The 19701-nt window shown below is 54.4% G+C and carries 16 protein-coding genes; 13 read left to right on the top strand and 3 right to left on the bottom strand.

What is annotated here, in order from left to right:
- The 7 genes from CPJ18_RS16605 to CPJ18_RS16575 are packed head-to-tail and all read left to right on the top strand — an operon-like array spanning nt 1 to nt 9060.
- Nucleotides 1-1434: an MBOAT family O-acyltransferase gene (locus tag CPJ18_RS16605; protein ID WP_103659434.1), complete on the top strand. Its 1434-nt coding sequence runs from the start codon at nt 1-3 to the stop codon at nt 1432-1434.
- A 10-nt stretch (nt 1435-1444) separates the two neighbouring features.
- Nucleotides 1445-2563: an alginate O-acetyltransferase AlgX-related protein gene (locus CPJ18_RS16600; protein ID WP_103659433.1), complete on the top strand. Its 1119-nt coding sequence runs from the start codon at nt 1445-1447 to the stop codon at nt 2561-2563.
- Nucleotides 2550-3314, top strand: a complete 765-nt coding sequence (locus CPJ18_RS16595) for a hypothetical protein (protein WP_103659432.1) — start codon at nt 2550-2552, stop codon at nt 3312-3314. The genes CPJ18_RS16600 and CPJ18_RS16595 overlap by 14 nt, the downstream gene beginning before the upstream one ends.
- Complete coding sequence (locus tag CPJ18_RS16590) at nt 3307-4641, top strand: alginate O-acetyltransferase AlgX-related protein (RefSeq protein WP_103659431.1); 1335 nt, start codon at nt 3307-3309, stop codon at nt 4639-4641. Before CPJ18_RS16595 ends, CPJ18_RS16590 begins: the two co-directional genes overlap by 8 nt.
- Nucleotide 4642: 1 nt before the next feature.
- Nucleotides 4643-5269, top strand: coding sequence for an alginate O-acetyltransferase AlgF (locus tag CPJ18_RS16585; protein ID WP_077122192.1), 627 nt, complete (start codon nt 4643-4645; stop codon nt 5267-5269).
- 9 nt (nt 5270-5278) lie between these two features.
- Nucleotides 5279-8014, top strand: coding sequence for a tetratricopeptide repeat protein (locus CPJ18_RS16580; protein ID WP_103659430.1), 2736 nt, complete (start codon nt 5279-5281; stop codon nt 8012-8014).
- 11 nt (nt 8015-8025) lie between these two features.
- Nucleotides 8026-9060: an alginate lyase family protein gene (locus CPJ18_RS16575; protein ID WP_077122190.1), complete on the top strand. Its 1035-nt coding sequence runs from the start codon at nt 8026-8028 to the stop codon at nt 9058-9060.
- 42 nt (nt 9061-9102) lie between these two features.
- On the opposite strand, the gene CPJ18_RS16570 is transcribed toward CPJ18_RS16575, so the two are convergent.
- Entirely contained in the window at nt 9103-9993 is an 891-nt protein-coding gene (locus tag CPJ18_RS16570) for a LysR family transcriptional regulator (protein WP_103659429.1), read from the bottom strand.
- 99 nt (nt 9994-10092) lie between these two features.
- Between CPJ18_RS16570 and CPJ18_RS16565 the strand changes: the two genes are divergently transcribed.
- Complete coding sequence (locus CPJ18_RS16565; protein ID WP_077122188.1) at nt 10093-11199, top strand: aldo/keto reductase; 1107 nt, start codon at nt 10093-10095, stop codon at nt 11197-11199.
- A gap of 2 nt (nt 11200-11201) precedes the next feature.
- Here CPJ18_RS16565 and CPJ18_RS16560 read toward each other — a convergent pair whose 3' ends face one another.
- Nucleotides 11202-12569 carry a cytochrome P450 gene (locus tag CPJ18_RS16560; protein WP_103659428.1) on the bottom strand — a complete coding sequence of 456 codons (1368 nt, stop codon included), beginning with the start codon at nt 12567-12569 and terminating at the stop codon, nt 11202-11204.
- Nucleotides 12570-12675: 106 nt separating this feature from the next.
- Between CPJ18_RS16560 and CPJ18_RS16555 the strand changes: the two genes are divergently transcribed.
- On the top strand, nt 12676-13356 hold the full coding sequence (locus CPJ18_RS16555; protein ID WP_077122186.1) for a TetR/AcrR family transcriptional regulator: 681 nt from the start codon (nt 12676-12678) through the stop codon (nt 13354-13356).
- A 60-nt stretch (nt 13357-13416) separates the two neighbouring features.
- On the opposite strand, the gene CPJ18_RS16550 is transcribed toward CPJ18_RS16555, so the two are convergent.
- Nucleotides 13417-15588, bottom strand: coding sequence for a TonB-dependent siderophore receptor (locus CPJ18_RS16550; protein WP_197710905.1), 2172 nt, complete (start codon nt 15586-15588; stop codon nt 13417-13419).
- Nucleotides 15589-15856: 268 nt separating this feature from the next.
- Between CPJ18_RS16550 and CPJ18_RS16545 the strand changes: the two genes are divergently transcribed.
- The 4 genes from CPJ18_RS16545 (at nt 15857) to CPJ18_RS16530 (ending at nt 19695) form a co-directional block, all read left to right on the top strand.
- On the top strand, nt 15857-16672 hold the full coding sequence (locus tag CPJ18_RS16545; protein ID WP_103659692.1) for an ABC transporter ATP-binding protein: 816 nt from the start codon (nt 15857-15859) through the stop codon (nt 16670-16672).
- A 116-nt stretch (nt 16673-16788) separates the two neighbouring features.
- Complete coding sequence (locus tag CPJ18_RS16540) at nt 16789-17694, top strand: FecCD family ABC transporter permease (RefSeq protein WP_245445428.1); 906 nt, start codon at nt 16789-16791, stop codon at nt 17692-17694.
- Nucleotides 17691-18737: a FecCD family ABC transporter permease gene (locus CPJ18_RS16535; protein ID WP_077122184.1), complete on the top strand. Its 1047-nt coding sequence runs from the start codon at nt 17691-17693 to the stop codon at nt 18735-18737. Before CPJ18_RS16540 ends, CPJ18_RS16535 begins: the two co-directional genes overlap by 4 nt.
- A 10-nt stretch (nt 18738-18747) precedes the next feature.
- The gene (locus CPJ18_RS16530) at nt 18748-19695 is read left to right on the top strand and encodes an ABC transporter substrate-binding protein (protein WP_077122183.1); all 948 of its coding nucleotides are present in this window, start codon (nt 18748-18750) and stop codon (nt 19693-19695) included.
- Nucleotides 19696-19701 lie beyond the last annotated feature (6 nt).

Below are 19701 nucleotides of genomic sequence, written 5' to 3'. Positions count from 1 at the left end.
ATGGTATTCTCTTCTGAAATTTTCCTATTCATGTATCTCCCTTGCTTCCTCATCGTCTATTATCTGACCCCGCCGCGATTTCGCTCGCTGACAATCTTGATCGGCTCTTACGTCTTTTACGCATGGTGGAGGGTCGATTTTCTTGGCCTATTGTTCGCCACCACGGTTTGGGTCTATTTTTTCGCGATTTTCATCGAGAAAAATCTTGGTCGCCCATTGGCGAAAACTCTGATGGTGGCGGGCGTCACGGGTTGCCTGCTTGTCCTTGGAATATTCAAGTATCTGAACTTCTTCATGGATAGCATCGCAGCGCTCGGTGGGACGACGCCTGAGGAGATGGGCATCCACTGGCGGCTCATTCTGCCGATTGGTATATCCTTTTATATATTTCAGTCTGTCAGCTACCTCATCGACGTCTACCGACGCGATACGCCCGCAACCCGTAATTTCATCGATCTTGCGGCTTTCAAGGCGCTGTTTCCGCAGCTTGTCGCGGGACCGATCCTGCGGTTTCGCGATCTTGCCGGTCAGTTCAAATATCGGGAGCACAGCCTTCAGAAATTTGCGGATGGAACGGCGCTTTTCACGATTGGTCTCGCAAAAAAGGTGCTGATCGCTGATAGCATCGCACCGCTTGCGAATGCTGTCTTCTCCAACCCTACACCAACCCTCGTGGAATCCTGGACCGGCGCGATCGCCTATATGCTCCAGCTGTATTTCGATTTTTCAGGATATAGCAACATGGCCTGCGGTCTGGGGCTGATGATCGGCTTTCAGTTCGTTAAAAATTTCGACATGCCCTATACAAGCCGCAGCATTACCGAATTCTGGCGGCGCTGGCACATCAGCCTTTCGACGTGGCTTCGCGACTACCTTTATATCTCGCTCGGCGGCAGCCGACTTGGGCCCTTGCGCACCTACATCAATCTCTTCCTCGTCATGTTGCTGGGCGGTCTGTGGCACGGCGCAAACTGGACATTCGTGATCTGGGGTGCGTGGCACGGTGGTTGGCTGGCAATTGAGAGAGCAACGGGTTGGGATAAGCAGGCCGGACGTCATTTGTCTTCGTTACCCCTGACCTTGTTGCTGGTTCTGATCGGCTGGGTCGTCTTCCGGGCAGAAAATCTTTCGATTGCGGCAAATATCTATAGCGGCATGCTCGGCTTCAACGGTTTGCCGCTCACCTCTGCGCTGTCTCTCGCCTTTACCCGCGAAGCGCTGCTGATGCTTCTTGTCGCGACCACTGTCGCAGCATTCGAGCCCTGGCTGCGCGATATGTTCCAGCCTGAGCAGGACGTTACCTTTGGCTCCGACGGAACAATGGTGATGCAGACTTCAATTGCTCTTCCGCTTACAATCCTTCTGCTGGGTGTCGTGGCGGTTCTGAAACTGGCCGACAGTGCCTATTCCCCCTTTCTTTATTTCCAGTTTTAGGAGCCAGACCATGGCGGCTATTCGTTCGTCTCTTGCAATCCAACTTCTGATACCTGCTGCGCTGTTTGGCTATGCGGCCTTCGCCAACTTTGGCATGCCGGAGCGCTTGCAGCCGATACATGGGCAGGACGATCTGTCGCTAACATCCGTTTTGAATGGTGGCGTGACGGTGCATCTGGAGAAGCTTTATCGGGATGGCCTGCCCCATCGGCAACTCGCGGTAGAGATAATTGGCGCAGCCCGATACTTTCTCTTGGGCGAGGGACGACGAGGCGTCGTCGCTGGAAAGGATGGTTATCTCTTTACGGATGAAGAGTTCCGCTTGCCTGCCGATATCGACGCCTACCTCATGGTCTCCGTGGAGCAGATTGAGACGATCTCAAAAACATTAGGTGCAAAAGGCGTCCAGCTTGCCATGGTTCCATTACCAGCCAAGAGTGATGTCTATTTCGATGAATTGGAACAGCCCGGAGCTTCGTCTTATAGCGAGAAACTCTATGGTAAATTTAGGGAAAAACTTGAGGCGCGGGGTATCGAAACAGTTGATACCCGCTCCGTGTTGATGTCTGCTCGTACGGATCGTCAGGTGTTTTTGAAGACCGACACACACTGGACACCCGCCGGTGCACACGCAGTCGCCGCTGCTGTTGCGGCGCAGGTGCTCGGAGAGAAACCCGGACATTACGAGATTTTGGAAGGCGTCGAGGAACGCGTAGAGGGTGATCTAGTCAAATACGTTACTGGCGGTGTTTTTGCACCGCTTGTTGGTCTCGGAAGTGAGCGCGTAACGCCCTATCATTTGGCGCAAAAATCTGGTGATCAGCCGGTAGATGATATCTTCGGCAATGCAACAAATATTCCCGTAGCACTCGTCGGCACGAGCTATAGCGCGAACGAACTTTGGTCCTTCGCATCCTTTCTCTCATTCCAAAGCGGCCTGGATGTTGCCAATGCTGCGCTGGTTGGCCAAGGGCCCGTGGCACCCATGCGCCAGTATCTTGACTCACTGGAGAACGCTGACGCTCTTCCGCAAACTGTGTTGTGGGAATTTCCGGTCCGGTATCTGACCGATACCAAGCTCTGGGCGGACGCGCCGGCAGCAAAGGAGGTCGACCATGCAAAGATTTGATACCCCACTCTTTCAGATTCGTGGCTTTGCAGTTCTCACATTTGCCGTGATTGTCGCAGCGGCGGCCGATGCCGATGCCCAACCGCGTCGGAAGGCCGGCTTTATCTCGGGTATCACCCGTACGGACCAGCTTCCTACACAGGAATTGCGTGATGCCCGTAAGCGCATGGTCAAAAACAAGCGAATCTCCTACCGGCAACTTCAGGTTCTGGCGGATCGCGGTGATAGTCTTGCAGCCTTGCTGGTTGCGAAACAGCTGTATCAAAAGCCTGAACTTGAGAAGGATTCCTTGCACTATTTCACCATGGCTGCCGCTGCCGGTCGTTCCGGAGCTATTAAGCCACTTGTTTCACTTGTGCGCAAAATACAGCCGGACCCGGCCAATCAGAAGCGTCTCGGTGCGGCAGAAACTGCCTTGCGGGCGCATGCAGCACGCGGTGATGAGGCCGCGTTCGAAGGGCTCATGTCCGCGTATCGGTCAGGTACGCCCTTCGAAAACAGCCCTGTTAAGTATGCTGAGTTCCGCGTCAGTGCTGCACACCGAGGAAACGCCACTGCGGCGCTGGAAGAAGCAATCAACCTTATGTCTACCAACGGCACCATCTCCAAACGCAGTGAAATCGAAGCATATCTAATGGTTGCCGAACGCTCTAGCGACCTGAAGACCCAGAGTGTGGCTGGTGCGCTTCGACGCAAGCTTACTTCCGCTGCGGCAATGGAAACTCCGAAGTCTGGAGACATGAATGAGTAGCATTTTGAACGTCCATACGCCGCTCATCATTTCTTTGATGTGCATGGCTTTGTCTTCGTCGCCCGTTATCGCCTCGGATTTCGGCTGCACCGGCCTGGAAGAAGACCCTCTCGTTGCATCCGTAGAAGGTAAGGACGGGTACTTTTTCCGCGTTCTCGCCGATATCAGAATGCAGCATCAACTGGGTGAACATACCGCTAAGCAACTTGCCGAAGTGGCCCGGGCGCTTGAGGCCAATGGCACCACGCTGATCTATGTTCCTATCCCCACCAAAAGTCTGACGATGCCACAGTATCTGCCAGACCGTACCTACGAACTGGGCTTCAATTACGATATCGCCAGGGTTGCCTATGATGAAACGCTCGCGAAATTGCGCCGTAATGGAGTCGTGACTGTTGATGTTCTCAAAGCGCTGCAAAACAACGACGCCAAGCACCCGCCGTTCTTGCAGGCAGATTTTCACTGGACAGCATGGGGCGCACAAGCGGCCGCAAGCGAAGTGGCCGCCACTATAAAGGCTTTGCCCGGCGCAGATGGCTTGCAGACCGCAACCTTTGAAACCAAGTCGGCCGGCCGCCAGCAGATCATTTCGACTATGCGGCGCTTTCTTCAAGCGTCTTGTGTGTCGTCCCTACCAGCAGCCGAAATGGAGGCTTTCGAAACGACTGAAGTCATTGCTTCAAGTGGCGCGCAGCTCGATATTTTCGGCAATACGGATGAGGGCGAACGGGTTGCGCTTGTCGGCACCAGCTTTTCCGATCTCGCTCCAGCCAATTTTGCAGGCTTCCTCTCTCAGCAACTGGGAACATCCGTCAACAATTATGCTGTGTCGGGTGGAAACCAGTTCGGGTCCATCACCGCTTACATCACCTCCGCAGATTTTGCAGAGAGGCGGCCACGCTTTCTGATCTGGGAAAACCCGATCTACAATAACCTCGGCAAATTCGGAGATGCGCCCTTGCGCGAGCTTGCCGCTGCTTCAGTCAAAGTTTGCGATAGCGGCGTACCGCCGGAATTTTCAACATCTGGCGAAAACGTACTCGATGTAGCGCTAAGGCCTGAAAGCCTTGAAGGTCCTTCCGTCATTCTGGCCTATGCCGGTAATGAGAACAGCCGTTCAGCAATGCTGCGTGTCGGGCTTGATGACGGCGACGTCATCGAAACGCAGATTTCACGTCCTGCTCGTGCGGCGTCAAGCGGGCGCTACTACTTCCCCTTCGATGCCAGATCCAAATCCGTCAAGAACGTTCAGATCACGTTCGACACCCTGTCTCCCGAAAGCGCCGGTGTGAGCATTTGCCACTCGGCCAGCACAAAGGACAACTGATATGAACCATAAAACGACGTTTTCCATAGCCGTCTTGGTCGCAGGTTTTGCAGTTACCCACGGGTTCGCACAGGATGCCGGACTATACGGCAAGGCGGCTGATCCAAAGGCCTCTTTCGTGCGTGTAGTGAGCTTGGACCAGCAATCGGCGACGATTGGTGGAAAACCGGTGCCACCGACGCAGGGCGTTTCGCCTTATGTGAATGTGAACGCTGGCTCTGTCGAGATTTCCTCTGGCGGACAAAGCACGGTGATGACGGTCGAGCCTGGTAAATATTACACGATGACAATGGGGCTGAAAGGTGAGCGCGTCTTTAGCGACGTGGTCAAGAACGATCCGGCCAAGGCGCAGCTTTATCTTTACAATTTGAGCGACCTGGTCAGTGTTGACCTAGTTGTACCCGCAGCGAAAGCTGTCGCACTCAAAGGCGTGGCAGCGGGTGAAAGCAAGGATGTGGCGTTGAAAGCGCCGTTGTCACTGGCCTTCGAGATACAGAAGGACGGTAGCGCTGTTGCAACGACCGAGACGATCGATCTCAAGCGCAAAACGGCCTACTCAATTGTCATTACAGGCGCAAACGGCCGCTACAGCGCCGTCGCACTCGAAAACAACCTTTTGCAGCGATAGGAGGCTTTTATGTCTTTTTCTCCCGGAAATTATGGCGCTATCGGACTCCTGCTCTCCTCTGCCATGTTGGCTTTTTCGGGCGTGAGTGCGTGGGCTGCACCTTCGGAGCCGCTGAAAATCGAATTCTTGCCGCCGGTCGTGGAGCCTGCAAATATCTGTGTTCAGCGCGCGCCCGACGATGATATTTCGAAACGCTGGACATCTTGGGACCAGAAGACGCTGCCGAACACCAAAGGCTGGATTATCCTGCGTGAGGCCCAACGCCTGCGCGATATGGATGCGACGCGTAATTTTCAGATTGTCGAAAGCATGATCGGGCGTCTGGGTGATCGGAGCGATCTTTCAGCCAATGATGTTATGGCGGAACGCATCTCGCTTTATCTGCGGGCTAGCAAAATCGCTGAACTTGAACAGTCTGGCCTCTTAAAAAAGCTTTTCGCACTTGGGAACGGCATGTCGGCGCGCGAAATGAAAATGGCGGCGGACCTCATCACGAGTGGCATCGTCAAGGATCAGGGCGGACAGGAGGCAGTCGAAAAATTACTCGTCCGGGCAGCATCGAACGGGCATGCCGATGCCTTGCTGACGCTGGCGAAGACACAACTGGATGGTAAGCCGACGCCTGACTGGGACATGGAGCCGTCCCTGGCCATCACCATGGCGCTGGGCTCGATGGTCGGAAAACTGGACGACAGAATTTGCGAGCGTATAGGCCGTATCGCGCGGGAATTCGAGAAGGGCGAGGTCGTTGCTGCGGATCGTCACATCGCCGAGGCATGGTTGAGGGTTGCCGCGGATCTGGGTGATGGAACTGCTGCCTGGAAAGTTGCCCGCTACCATATGGAAAGTACAGCTATCGAAAAAGATAATGACATTCTGCTGCGTTATCTCAAAATGGCTGCTGAGCACGGCATGATACCGGCCATGGTGGAACTGGCCAAGATTTACAATGCAGGGGCCATTGTTCAAAAAGACGAAGCGCTTGCCCGCCAATATTTCATCAAGGCGGCAGATGAAGGCAATCGCGCCAGCCTGACACATTTAGCCGCCCTTTATAGAGCTGATAGCGATGATCTACGCTCTGTTCAGGCCTATGAGGAAACGTTACGAAAGCTCTCGGAACTCCCTCAGCCTCCCGCATGGGCATTTTCCAGACTTGGAAATCTGACCCTTGAAAAGAACGGCCAGTGGGCGGGCGAGGCGGAGGCAACCGTCCTGTTTGAACAGGGGGCAAAGCTGCGCGATGTAACGTCCATGCAGAGCCTTGCCGAGTTGCGTCTGCGGCACGTTGATGAGCCTGGTCGGTTCAATGAGGCCACCAACCTGCTTCGTTCGGTGCTTGAAAATTTTGGTGTGACCGGCACCGTCAATGATCTAAAAGCCGCCTATCTTTGCCGCAGACCGGGTGGCCCTGATTTTCAGGAAGCTGCCAAGTGGCAACAGATGAACGATGAAGATGCCTCGGCGAACTGGCCACTTTGGCGCATCGTAAAGCTGGTGCGTCGTCCCAATGCGGTCGAAATCGCAGCCTTGCAGTCGGAGGCGCTTTATGGTCGAGCCGATGCACTGGCTGCCTATCTCTATTACCTCAAATCGACCCGCGCCGATGACGCTACCGTCAGGGAGTGGACAGCCAAAGTTGCAGCCAATGGTGATGCTGGCGTGGGCCACGCCAAGCTGCTGCTGGCCGCCGCAACAAACGATACAATGACACAGGAAGCGCTGAAATTGTATGTTTCGGCGGCAGAAACCGGATCGGTGGCCACTCAGGTTGCCTCTGCCAATGCCGTCATCGCTAACCTTCCCGAAAACGAGACGCTGCGAAAGCTGGCACTGAATTACCTGGAAAAAGCAAGCGCGCAAGGCAATGGCCGCGCCATGCGCGCCTTGGCATCATTGCGCGGCACAATTAATGTTTACACACAATATGCCAGCTTGATCTCGACCAATGGTGATGCGACCGCTTTGATGTTCGCGGCAGAAGCCGAGCGTTTTGTCGATGAACAGAAACGACTTCTGTCGATGGCATCATCCGTTATGGACTGCAACTTCGAAAATAGCTTTGCCTTAGCAAAGGCCTATGCTCCAATCGACCGCACAAAAGCTGAGAGCTGGTTGATGGTTGCGCAGGAACTGACTGAGCATCGCGGCTGGCGCTTCAGACTTCTCGGCGACTTTGCCTCAAGCGGACACGGCAAGGATATTCCCGAAAAAGCCCTTGCTCTTTATGAAGATGCAGTACGCTTTGGTGATGTAAAAGCCGAAATGGTTCTGTTGAACCACTACTCCGACCCTGCAAAGCAAAGTTACTCGAAGGACAAAGCCGCCAATGTCGTTTTATCCTCAGTGAAAAACGCAACGCCTGACCAGCTTTACGAGCGTGTTGCGCGCATAAAGAAAATGAACGCACCCGTGCGCACACTGGTGCTGTCTAAGCTCGATCTTCATACCATCTACAAATCTGCGGCAGATAGCGGCGATCCCGGTGGTATGAGAGAATATGCCAAGGCTATTGTGACGGAACCGAGGCCCGGAGAAGATGTCAAACAGGCGCAAATGTTGCTCGTAGCGGCAGCGAATTTCAATGATGTGCCAGCAATGCTGATATTGGCCCGAAATCACGCCTACGGAATTGGCGGGCCTGTGTCTCTCGATGACGCCCGTCTCTGGCTGCGCAAAGCATCAGACCTTGGAAGTGACGAAGCGGCAGAAATGCTTGCTGGCATGAATGCGAAGATCAATTGAGGAACAGTAATATGACCGGACTTGTCCTTAAATGTGTGGCGCTCGCCATAGGTCTAAGCCCCTGCTTAATCCAAACCAATGTATTTGCAACAGAAGATTGCCCGAGTGTAGCCAAGCCCGTTGTCAATATCGACTTGCCTTCGCGATACAAGGATGCTGACAAATCGCGGTCTGAGATCGACGATAAACTGAACGCCGAAGTCGAAACGTCACTCGCACCTATTGATGGCTTTATTCGTAATTTGGCAGATGACGCCAATAAAACATTGGACGAAAAGAAAGCCAGTGCAGCGGCGAAATGCATTTTTAGCAGCGTGGCGAGTTGGGCAAAGGCTGGTGCGTTGATGCAGGCCGAAACCATGAATGCTCACTTGGCACTCTCCTCGCGAATTGCAGGTATCTCGGCTGCTTATGCCAGAGCTTTAACTGTCGAAAAACCATCAGCCACAGATGAGAAGTCCATTCACGACTGGTTGGTCACACTTACAGAAAAACAGATCGTCTATTTTGATACAGAAGCCCCACCCATGGCATCACGTAACAATCACCGTGCATGGGCTGGTCTTGCAGCAGCGCAGGTGGGTGCAATAACAGGGCGGCAAAACCTTCTGGATTGGGGGGCGCAGACAAATCAGTTGCTCATATGCTCTGCAGGCCCTGACGGTAGTTTACCTGAGGAAATGAAACGCAAGGACAAGGCACTCCATTATCAACTCCACGCCGTTGCCCCGATCGTGATGACGGCACGTATTCTTTACCCTTCGAGGCCAGACAGCCTGGGTGTGTGTGACCGCAAGCTCGACAAGATCGTGGACTTCACGATTTCCGCCTTGGCGAATCCGGCAATTGTCGCGGATATTGCGGGCACAAAACAAAGCTTCCAAACCCGCAAAGAGAAGTTGAAGGCCTTCCAAATCGCCTGGCTTGAGCCGTATCTCTTTTTACAGAATGACGACGTGGCGCTGAGCCTCGCCAAGTCTTACCGGCCCCTCGCCAATTCCTTTCTGGGCGGAAATCTCACCAAATATTATGAAAATGCCGATTAGGACGTTTGCCTGTAACAAGAAAGTGCACTAACAGCTTTGACATCATCCAAAGCTTAAAGTCTCAATAAGCGCCCGAAGCGCCGGCGGCGATTGACGGCGACTTGGATGGTAGAGGTAGAAGCCCGGGAAAGTTGGGCACCATTCTTTCAGGACTTGAACAAGAGTACCGGCGGCGATTTCCTCGGCGACATCACATTCCATGATATATCCAAGACCCGCTCCTGCCCGTACGACGGCCGCAGGAATATCTCCGTCATTGGCGACCAGTGGGCCGTTCGTGTGAATCTTGATCTCCTTCCCATCCTTTTCGAACTCCCATGGCAAAAGCCCACCAGACGTCGTTAGTCGGTAACCTATGCATGCGTGACGCTGGAGATCATAGGGTGTCAATGGTGGCGGGTAGCGTTCGAAATAGCTTGGTGTACCAACCACGACCGTGCGCATGTCTGGCCCTAGCTTCACCGCAATCATATCCCTGTCCACGGATTCACCGAACCGAATTCCAGCGTCAAAGCCCGAAGCCACAATATCCGTCAGTCCGTCATCGATGTTGATCTCTACGTGCACCTCCGGATGAGCGAGCAAGAAGCTCGGTAGTTTTGGAAGGAGCACCATTCGTGCAGCATAGGCGAATGTTGTTATCCGCACTGTTCCGGAGGGGCTATCTCGCCACTCTGCCAATGCTTCTAGTCCGTCCTTGATCCCTTCCAAGGCTGGATTGAGCGATTGAAGTAACCGATCTCCTGCTTCTGTCGGGGAAACACTTCGGGTCGTTCGCGCCAGAAGTCGAACACCAAGTCTTTCCTCTAATCCGCGTATCGCATGACTGAGCGCCGATGGCGACATTCCTAGAATGGCTGCGGCACGCGTAAAGCTGCGTTCACGTGCGACCGCTGCAAACGTCAGAAGATCATTGAGTTCACCGCGTTCCATTGTTGCATTCTGCTCATAAGCTCATGCGTTTCGCAACGGCTAATCCTTTCGGCTCCGCACCGCTACATCATCTGGCAGCAAACATGAAGGAGACCTAAGATGGACCTCACCAGTTACCGAACACTTGGAAAATCCGGATTGATCGTCAGTCCGTTGGCACTTGGCACGATGACGTTTGGTGCCGGCCGGTGGGGTGCCAACGAGGAAACGTCGCGGGCACTTTTCGACGCTTATGTCGATGCAGGCGGCAATTTCATCGACACGGCCGATATCTATTCCGGTGGCGAAAGCGAGAAGATGCTGGGCCGCTTTCTTTCCAAGAGCGGTATTCGTGACCGACTGGTGATTGCCACCAAATCCGGTTTTCCGCGCGGGCAGGGGACCCCACTATGGGGCGGCAATGGTGCCAAGAATATCCGGCTTGGGATCGAAGGTTCGCTGAAACGTTTGCAGACCGATTATATCGACATGTACTGGATGCATGTCTGGGATCGTACGACGCCTGCCGAAGAGGTTCTACAAACGCTAGCCGATGCGGTACGCGCCGGGAAAATATTACATTACGGCTTTTCCAACACACCATCGTGGTACGTGGCGAAGGTCGCGACGCTGGCCGAAGCGCATGGATTGCCAAAGCCGATTGGCTTGCAATACGCATATTCCCTCATCGACCGCGGCGTCGAACTCGATCTTTTGCCGGCTGGGCAGGAATTCGGCCTTGGCATGATGCCGTGGAGCCCGCTTGCGGCTGGCCTGCTGACCGGTAAATACGGTCGGGACAAAATCGCTGATGCAGACCGTGCAACTGCCCTTCCGGATCGCGGTTCCGAGGTTCTAGAAACTGGTAGCGATGGACGATTGAACGGCGACAATCCGTTCGGTGGCATGTTGTTTACCGAACGAAATTTCGATGTTGTCGATGCATTGAAGGCAGTGGCGTCAGAAATCGGTCGATCGCCAGCGGAAGTTGCCTTGCGTTGGGTGGCAAACCGACCAGGCGTTTCCTCCGTGCTGATCGGCGCCAGCCGCGTTGAACAGCTCCACCAAAACATCGCGTCTCTTGATCTGACTATAAGTGATGATCAGCTTGCAAGCTTGGAAAAGGCCACAAGTTTGCCGTTGCTCAACCCGTACTTCATATTTCAGATGCCAACAGAAATGATTTTCGGCGGCCACCAAGTAAGGGAATGGCCGAGGCACGGTTAACTCTAGCGCGGAGTGAGTTTCATGCTGAGCGGCTGGTTTGGCCGCAATGTCACCTTCATAATTGGTGTCGGCGCTTTCGGCTCAAGTGCGGCAAGCCGAACCTTTTGAAGCACGACAGCTAGAATAACGACGGCTTCCATGACTGCGAAGGCATTTCCGATACACACACGGGGCCCGGCACCAAACGGCATGTAGGCGTAGCGATGTCGTGTCTTGGAAGCCTCCTGACAAAACCGATCCGGATCAAACACGTCTGGATCGGACCAAAGCGATGTGTGGCGATGAACAGCGTAGATCGGCACGATCAACACTGTACCTTCTGGAATGAGGTATTCACCAAGCTGGAAATCTTTCAAAGCCGTTCTGGTGATGATGGGAGCAGGCGGATAAAGGCGCATCGCTTCAGAAAACACCTGGCGCGTATAAACCAGTTTCGATACGTCGTCCGCGGTTACTGATCGACCCTCCGTCACCGTGTCGATCTCGGCTAGAACTTTCTTCTCCACCTCTGGATGCCGCGCAAGGAGGTCGAATGTCCAAGCAAGCCCAAGCGCTGTCGTCTCATGGCCTGCGGTGATGAAGGTCATGAGATTGTCGACAATCTCGGCATTGGTCATCGCCCGTCCAGTCTCAGGGTCTGATGCCGATAGAAGCATGTTCACGAGATCGTGGCGGTCGTTGGGATTTTCTCTCCTCTTTTCGATGACGCTGCCGAGGCTCGAGCGCAAGAATTCGACGGCTGCCTGCGCCTTGCGCCTTCCAGGGTAAGGAATCCATTCCGGTGCATGCAAAAGGCCCAGCGCGAAATTCCATCCAGTCGGCTCGAGGAAGTCGGAGATACCCTTTTCAACTTTTGCCACGTCGATACCGTGGCCGCCTGACATCATCGTTTCAACGATAATGTCGAAGGTCGTGCGCATCATCTCGTGGCTGATGTCGAGTGTGCCGTGGCCTTTCTCAAGCCACCTGTCGCGGGTGCGCTCAGCCGCCGTAATCATCGTGGGCTGTAATTCGAGAAGCTTGTCGTGCCGAAAGGCACCTGCGACCGACTGCCGCTGCCACTTCCAGTGCGCCCCGTCTGCCGTCAGCAGCCCCTCACCAAGCGCCGACCCAAGCGCGCGTCGGACCTGATCGCCTTTGCCCAACGCATCTGCATTCTTGACCAAGGCCTCGTGGATCAATGCCGGATCGGCCAAATAGACCTTCAACTCCCCGGCCGTCCTGGAGAAAACGAGCGGCTCGTGGAAGACAGATGGAGGCAGCGCATCAAGCGGGTTGCGCAGAATAGCCACCAGCGCGCCAAGCGTGGATTGTGACGTTAAAGGAAAGTCCGTCTTCAGTTTGCTATCGGTGTGAGACGCTGTGTCCATGACGTGGATCCTTGATTGCAAGCGGGCGATAAAGTACCCATCTAAGGTATTCGCCTTATTCTGAAATAAGGTAGTCACCTTAAAATTACAATGGGCGGGATATAAAATGGCGGCGGACGCTGAAAACGGAAAGACAAAGGGCGTCAGTACGCGTGAGCGGATTTTGGAAGCCACTCTAACACTGTTTAACGAAAGGAGCCCCGACCGGGTAACGACAGCCGAAATCGCACGCACGGTCGGCATCAACGAGGGTAATCTCTATTACCACTTCAAAACCAAGGAAGCGCTTCTACGAGCGCTGTTCGAAAAGCTGGCAAGAGATGCGACGGCCTTCATGGTGGATGCGGGTTCGAACACCATCACGGAACCCGGCATCTATTCGAATTTCATGCGACGCTGGTTTTCCGTCGTATGGGCACACCGGTATATCTTCCGGGATCTACCAGGCATAATTGCCATTGCACCGTCCCTCCGTGAGCCGACGCGTGAACTCAGCATGAGGATGCGGCTTGTGGTGGAAGGGACGCTTCTTCAGATGGCGGATGCGCGTCTGATCGTCGTTCCAGAAGACGAGGCCCCACAATTGCTGGCAAATGTCTGGATCGTTTCGACCTACTGGGCTGTCTACCTCAGTCTGCAGGAGGGAATTGACGATCTTGGACCAGAACATCTTGATTGGGGTCTGAACCAGGTGGCGAGTTTGTTCAGACCCTATTTGTCGGAGGTGGCTAAAACCGAGCTCAACTCTATGCTCGGTCGCTCCTTTACGCAGACGGAAGTGTCCTGACGCGCTGTGCCTTCAGCAACGAAGACGCCAGTATCTTTGACGCTCGCTGCTTTGTGAAAATCAAAACTTTACTCGTGCTGTCAACGTTGCGTTGAAGGGTTCGCCAATCTCGTTGCCGAGCGCCGTGCTACCGATAGATGACGTATAGTAGGTGCGATCGAAAATATTCTTGAGATTGAGTTGTAGGGTAATTGGGCGCTCAAGATCGAACGTATATGTCGCGAAAGCATCCACGACGGCGTACCCAGGCAGGTCATAGGAGTTATTGTTGATGCCGGCGCGATCGCCCACCGCGCGAATACCACCACCGATTTTCAGGCTGTTGCCTGATGGGCCGACTTCTCCCACATCATAAGCGAGATAAAGCGAGCCGGTGTGGCGAGCAACGTTGACAGGGCGTTTCCCGGCATTCTCACCCTCCAAAACCTCGGCGTCGGTGAAGGCATAAGTTGCGATGAAATCGACGTCATCCGTCAGAGACCCGGCGACATCCACCTCTAAGCCTTTTGCTCTTACCAAGCCTGCGGTTTTGACGACATTGCCAGCGTCGGTATAGGCCACGTTCTCCTTGTCGGATGTGTAGAGCGCAACATTCGCTGTCAGTCCGGAGGGGAGTTCGAATTTCGAACCGACTTCATAGGACACACCCTCTTCCGGTTCCAGATTGCCATAGAGGCTTGCAATGGAGGATTGTGGACGGAAGGTCTTGGCGGCATTAGCATATAGCGAAACGTCAGGCGTTAGCTTGTAAACAATACCCGCATTTGGAACGAGCGCATCGCCAAAGCTGTCGGTATTGTTTTTGAAAGGGCGACCTTTGCCGGCCAGCAAGTCGTAATATTGATAACGCAGTCCACCGACAACGATCCATTGATCGTTGAGGTGAATCGAATCTTGCACGTACAGGGAGGCAGTCGACAGTTTTTCTGTCTGGTCGCTGTCGTTGGTGGAAACAGTCGTGCACTCCGGCATGTTGCCGTAAACGGGATCGTAAATATTGAAGTTTGTCGACGCATTACACCGGATCATATTTGTGCGCAGCGTATCGCTGTAGTCGTAAGACGCTCCGATCAATAGATCGTGCTGCATTCCGCCGATCTCGACGTCGCCTGTCAAATCCGCGCGGACGGCATGATTGTAGATCGTCGAGTAGTCAGTCGCATCCGCCCTGCGCGTTACGTTGCCGTTGGTCGCGTTGTAAGCCGTAACACGCGCCTGATTGTCCGAGTAAACATTGCGGCTGTAGCTATAGTCGATGCCTAGCTTCCAGTTTTCCGACAATTCATGATCAAACTCGACTTGGAAAAGGTCTGAGTTCCCGTCAGTAATATTGTACGGCTCATCGAAGCGAATTTTCCTGTCAACATCGACCGGACGCCCTGTGGTGTCATCGAAGATAGTGCCACGATCGAAAGGCACGCTGTAATCCTCGTGCATGTAGGTCGCCGTAATTTCGGTATCTTCGCCGGTCCATTTTAGCGACGGAGAAATCAGCCAGTTCTTGGTCTCACCGAAGTTGCGCCAATAATCGACATCCTTGTACTCACCAATCAGGCGATAGGAGAAGTCTGTTCCTTCTATCGGACCGGTCAAATCCAATCCCGTTGTGCCACCGCCAAAACTGGAGAGACTGCCGTAAATTTCGCCGCCGAACGTATCCACCGGCTTCTTGGTGACCACATTGACCATACCGCCGGGGTCAAGAATACCGTAAAGCGTGGAAGAGGGCCCCTTGAGAACCTCAACCCGTTCCGTCACGGCATTGAACGAGCGCGGTAGCGCGGTTTTCAACCCATTTGTCAGGATGGAACCGTCGCGATTATCACCGAAGCCTCGGCGGATGACGGAATCTTGCGTGCCGCCCAGCGTATTCGTCTGGGTCACGCCGCTGACATTGCCCAGCGCTTCATCGAGATTGCTGGCATTCTGGTCTTTAAGAACCTGTTCGCTGACGACGTTGACTGCCTGTGGAATGTCGATAAGCGGAGTATCCGTACGTGTGGCGGTACTGGTCGATTTGGGCTGATAACCTTGCGTCGCGCCGGCACCATCTATCACGATAGGCGCGAGCACGGTGGACGTTTCCGATGGATTGGACTGAGCCGCATCAGACTGACGGGAGGTCTTCTTGACCTCGACGTTTTCCTGCGCGTTTACAGGCAGGGCGAACATCACACCGGTCAGCGCAATCATGGCTAAAGCCACCGGCCTGTCAAATCTGTCAAATTCCATCGTTATCTAGTCCCCATCAACACGCATGACATCACCCCAATACTGGCCTTCTGTATTTCATGAATGTAGTAGTCAACTTTGATTTTCTGTTCTGTGCTATTGGACGTTCCCATTTTCAAGCTCGAGAAGCGTTTTTGGACCGAAAAACCTGCTTTCACGGCACGGAAAGGTATCTGGCGACGAAAATTTGGATGCGTTAATTGTTGACTACTACATTCATAAAATACAAATGAACATGCGATTTAAAGGGAAGAAAACGGTTGGTTTGATGCGATCGGATGGCAGAGACAATGCGCTGGATGCCGAACAGGTAACGGCCGGCTATGGCCGCTCTAACGTGCTTGTCGATATCTCCATAGTCGTCCCAAAAGGGAAGTTCACCGTTCTCGCTGGTCCAAACGGTTCGGGAAAATCAACGTTGCTGGCCGTCCTCTCACGTATCCTCAAGCCATCCGGTGGAACGGTACTTGTTGACGGAAAGGATGTGCATCGCCTGCCAACCAAGGAGGTGGCACGCAAGCTTGCCGTGCTTGCGCAGGCCCCGATCGCGCCTGAAGGCCTCAGCGTCTATGATCTGGTGTCGCGTGGACGTTATCCGCATCGCGGCATTCTCAAATCCTGGGACGAAGGCGACGAAGAAGCCGTAAACGAGGCCCTACGCATTACCGGCATGAGCGACCTATCGGCTAGACTAGTGGATAGTCTGTCCGGCGGGCAGCGCCAACGTTGCTTCATAGCTCTTGCTCTTGCACAGGACACGGCAACGATCCTGTTCGATGAGCCGACGACGTTTCTCGATCTGCGCTATCAGGTTGAGGTGATGGAGCTTCTTTCAAGCCTCAGCCGCACGGCCAACCGAACCGTTGTCGCCGTTCTGCACGATCTGAACGCCGCCCTGCAATATGCGGATCGCATTGTTTTCCTCAAAGACGGTGCGATTCATCACGTGGTTGAAACCATCGATGAATGCTCCGCCGCCCATATCGAAAGCGTCTTTGATACCAAGGTCATCGCCGTGAGGCATCCGACGACCGGCAAACCGGTGTTCTTGCCTGATACTTTTTCCGGGACATCCCTGCAGTGACGCATGTTTGGAATACAGAAACGTCGCGAAAGGAGGTGGTCTGGCTTTGGCTTCCTGCTTGCCTCGCTCTGCTATCATTTCTTGGACTTGCGCATCTCAGCGTCGGTGCAAGACCCGTGTCACCTCAGTTCCTCATCGACGCTCTGACGGCCCGTGACCATACCAGTTTCGAGCAACAGATTCTTCTCAAGCTTCGTCTTCCGCGCCTGCTTGCCGCCATCCTGTGCGGCGCATCGCTCGGCATTGCCGGCAGATTGGTTCAATCGATCCTCCGTAATCCTCTTGCAGAGCCCCATATTCTGGGCCTCAATGCAGGAGCAAGCCTTGCCATAGTGGCAACGACCGCCTTGCCTGCGGGCTTGATGATGTTTCCAGTCAGTCGTCCGCTCATTGCCGCGGCTGGAAGCGGCGTTCTTTTTGCGCTCGTGCTGTTTCTATCATCGGCAGGACGCACCGGCCTGACGATGATCAAGGTCACATTCTGCGGTATCGCGCTGTCTGCCCTAGCGTCGGCCTGCGTCTCGGCCTTACTCATCCTCGATCAGGAAACGCTGGAGCAGATGCGTTTCTGGCTTGCGGGCGATCTTTCGGGCATTTCGCTGTCGGAACTTCAGACTGTATTGCCGGTCACAGGTGTCGCCGTCATCGCCACTGCAATGATCACATCGCGATTGGATATCATGTCTCTGGGAGACAAAACCGCGATGGGTCTTGGTGTGCCGGTTCGCCAAACGAGGATGATCGGGCTGGTAGCCACGGGGCTGTTTTGCGGTTCCGCCGTATCACTTTGCGGCCCAATCGGCTTTATCGGTCTCATCGTCGGCGGTGTTGCTCACCGTATGGTTGGTGGGCGGCACATGATTTCGATTCCACTGTCGGCAATGCTCGGCGCAAATCTCATGCTCGCTGCCGATATTGCCGCAAGAACCATTGCCGCCCCTCATGATTTGGCAACGGGAGTTCTGACCGCTTTCATCGGCGCTCCAGTCTTCATCGCAGCCGTTACACGGGTATTGCGATGAAAGCCAAAATGATCGGCGGCGGTTATCGCCTAATTCAGTTTTTTGACGTGAGTCTGAAGCTACATCCCAAACGGCTGGCCATGACAATGGCTTTTCTGGCGGTCGTGATCATTCTCGTGCTGGTGGCACTCGTCTCAGGAAGTGGGAGCGCTGGTATCGATGCCCTCGTAGCATTCATCACCGGCCCCGTGTCTTCGGGCGACTTATCTGTCATCGGAGACCTTCGGCTGCCGCGCATCATCATGGCGCTGAGTTGCGGAGCCATGCTCGGGCTTTCCGGCGCTGCGTTGCAATCCCTGACGCGAAACGGGCTAGCCGATCCGGGTCTTCTGGGTGTTCGCGAGGGAGCAGCGCTTGCAATCGTTACCGTCATCATCGCTTTTCCGCAAACCCCTCTGGTGCTGCGGCCGTTCATCGGCATGGCCGGAGGATTTGCTGTTGCTACCGCGGTAGCACTCCTGGCAGGATCGCTGTCTCGCCTGCGTTTCGTGCTGATCGGCATTGGATTTTCCTGGGCGTTGTCCTCGGCCATCACTCTGCTGCTGACGATTTCCGACATTGACCGCATTCAGGTTGCCTTGACGTGGATGGCGGGCAGCCTTGCCACCGTAACGCCGGACATGGTCCCAATTGCCGTTACGGGGTTATGCGTGGGTGCTTCCCTTTTATTCGCGACTGCGCTCTCCGCAGATGTCGCGATGCTGGGAGACAGCGCTACGATCGGGCTGGGCGTCCGAGCCAAAGCATTTGCGATTATAAGCCTTTTGTCGCCCGTTCTGATGACTGCAACCGTTGTTTCATGTGTCGGCAGTATCGGTTTCGTCGGGCTCATCGCTCCCCACGCGGCACGAATGACAATTGGCGGTGGCCAGACTGCGCTGCTCGCCGCAAGCATGCTGATCGGTGCAGCACTCGTCGTTCTGGCAGATACCATCGGACGGACCGCCTTCGCGCCGCTGCAAATCCCTGCGGGCATCGTGCTCGCGCTCGTGGGGGTCCCGATTTTACTTCTGCTCCTCTGGCACCGTCGCGATCAACTGTGAAAGGTTTCCCATGATAAGAATGCTTGTTTTTACGCTTCTCCTTCTCGTCGTTCCGGGTGTTGTGGCAGCACAGGATACGCGAACATTCCAGGATGATGCGGGACGCACTGTTGTCGTCCCCAACAGGCCGCTGCGCATCGCATCGCTCCACGATATCGACGTCACCATTCCGCTGATCGAACTTGGCATCATCCCGATTGCCAGCCATGGCAGGATCGGGATCGACGGCAAGCCTTACCTGCGCTCGAGTGCAATCCTGACCGGTGTCGATTTTAGAAACTCCGGCATGGTCTTTCTTGGCGCAGTCGATATCGACGTGGAAACGTTGGCCGAACAAAAGCCGGATGTCATCATAACCGCGACGGGACGGCCCACCCCCATCGCGACCCTGGAGAAAATAGCACCAACCATCGTCATCGATCCGACCAAGTTGGGAACAGCGCATGCCTATCGCCAACTGGCCAAACTGACCGCAACCGAAAACCGGCTCGCCATTCTCGATCAGCGATACCGGGCGGGAATTGAGGAACTCAAAACTGCTGTCAATACCAAAGCCGTATCTGTCTCGGTCATCCAGCCACTGAACGGAAAGATCAGTCTTTATCATACCTACCGCGCACTCGGTCAAGTGCTGAGAGATGCAGGCTTCAGGTTTCCCGAGATTATCGACAATATCCCAGATGGCGGACGCATAGAGGTTAGCGGTGAGCGCCTTCCAGATGTCGATGCAGACTTTATCTTCGATCCCTACCGCTCGGACACCGGTGGCACGTCAAAAGACGAAATCGATGCGATGGAGAAGGTCGTGCCTGATTTTTGTGGCTTCCTGAAAGCCTGTGTCGAGGGCCGCTACATCATGGTCTCCAGAGAAGAAGCCATTTCAAACAGTTATGCGGCCATGGCGCTTATGACGGCGGTCGTCAAATCCTCGATCTCACCACGCCCTGTTGCGAAATAAGCTTTC

The organism is Agrobacterium rosae (assembly GCF_002915175.1).
Lineage (GTDB): Bacteria > Pseudomonadota > Alphaproteobacteria > Rhizobiales > Rhizobiaceae > Agrobacterium > Agrobacterium rosae.
The sequence above is the reverse complement of the archived record's forward strand: the minus strand, read 5'-3'. Positions and strand labels throughout refer to the sequence as shown.

Bases quoted from the DNA above. Each gene is read 5' to 3' on its own strand.
- CPJ18_RS16605 (WP_103659434.1), top strand. From the start codon at position 1: ATGGTATTCTCTTCTGAAATTTTCCTATTCATGTATCTCCCTTGCTTC.
- CPJ18_RS16600 (WP_103659433.1), top strand. From the start codon at position 1,445: ATGGCGGCTATTCGTTCGTCTCTTGCAATCCAACTTCTGATACCTGCT.
- CPJ18_RS16595 (WP_103659432.1), top strand. From the start codon at position 2,550: ATGCAAAGATTTGATACCCCACTCTTTCAGATTCGTGGCTTTGCAGTT.
- CPJ18_RS16590 (WP_103659431.1), top strand. From the start codon at position 3,307: ATGAGTAGCATTTTGAACGTCCATACGCCGCTCATCATTTCTTTGATG.
- CPJ18_RS16585 (WP_077122192.1), top strand. From the start codon at position 4,643: ATGAACCATAAAACGACGTTTTCCATAGCCGTCTTGGTCGCAGGTTTT.
- CPJ18_RS16580 (WP_103659430.1), top strand. From the start codon at position 5,279: ATGTCTTTTTCTCCCGGAAATTATGGCGCTATCGGACTCCTGCTCTCC.
- CPJ18_RS16575 (WP_077122190.1), top strand. From the start codon at position 8,026: ATGACCGGACTTGTCCTTAAATGTGTGGCGCTCGCCATAGGTCTAAGC.
- CPJ18_RS16570 (WP_103659429.1), bottom strand. From the start codon at position 9,993: ATGGAACGCGGTGAACTCAATGATCTTCTGACGTTTGCAGCGGTCGCA.
- CPJ18_RS16565 (WP_077122188.1), top strand. From the start codon at position 10,093: ATGGACCTCACCAGTTACCGAACACTTGGAAAATCCGGATTGATCGTC.
- CPJ18_RS16560 (WP_103659428.1), bottom strand. From the start codon at position 12,569: ATGGACACAGCGTCTCACACCGATAGCAAACTGAAGACGGACTTTCCT.
- CPJ18_RS16555 (WP_077122186.1), top strand. From the start codon at position 12,676: ATGGCGGCGGACGCTGAAAACGGAAAGACAAAGGGCGTCAGTACGCGT.
- CPJ18_RS16550 (WP_197710905.1), bottom strand. From the start codon at position 15,588: ATGGAATTTGACAGATTTGACAGGCCGGTGGCTTTAGCCATGATTGCG.
- CPJ18_RS16545 (WP_103659692.1), top strand. From the start codon at position 15,857: ATGCGATCGGATGGCAGAGACAATGCGCTGGATGCCGAACAGGTAACG.
- CPJ18_RS16535 (WP_077122184.1), top strand. From the start codon at position 17,691: ATGAAAGCCAAAATGATCGGCGGCGGTTATCGCCTAATTCAGTTTTTT.
- CPJ18_RS16530 (WP_077122183.1), top strand. From the start codon at position 18,748: ATGATAAGAATGCTTGTTTTTACGCTTCTCCTTCTCGTCGTTCCGGGT.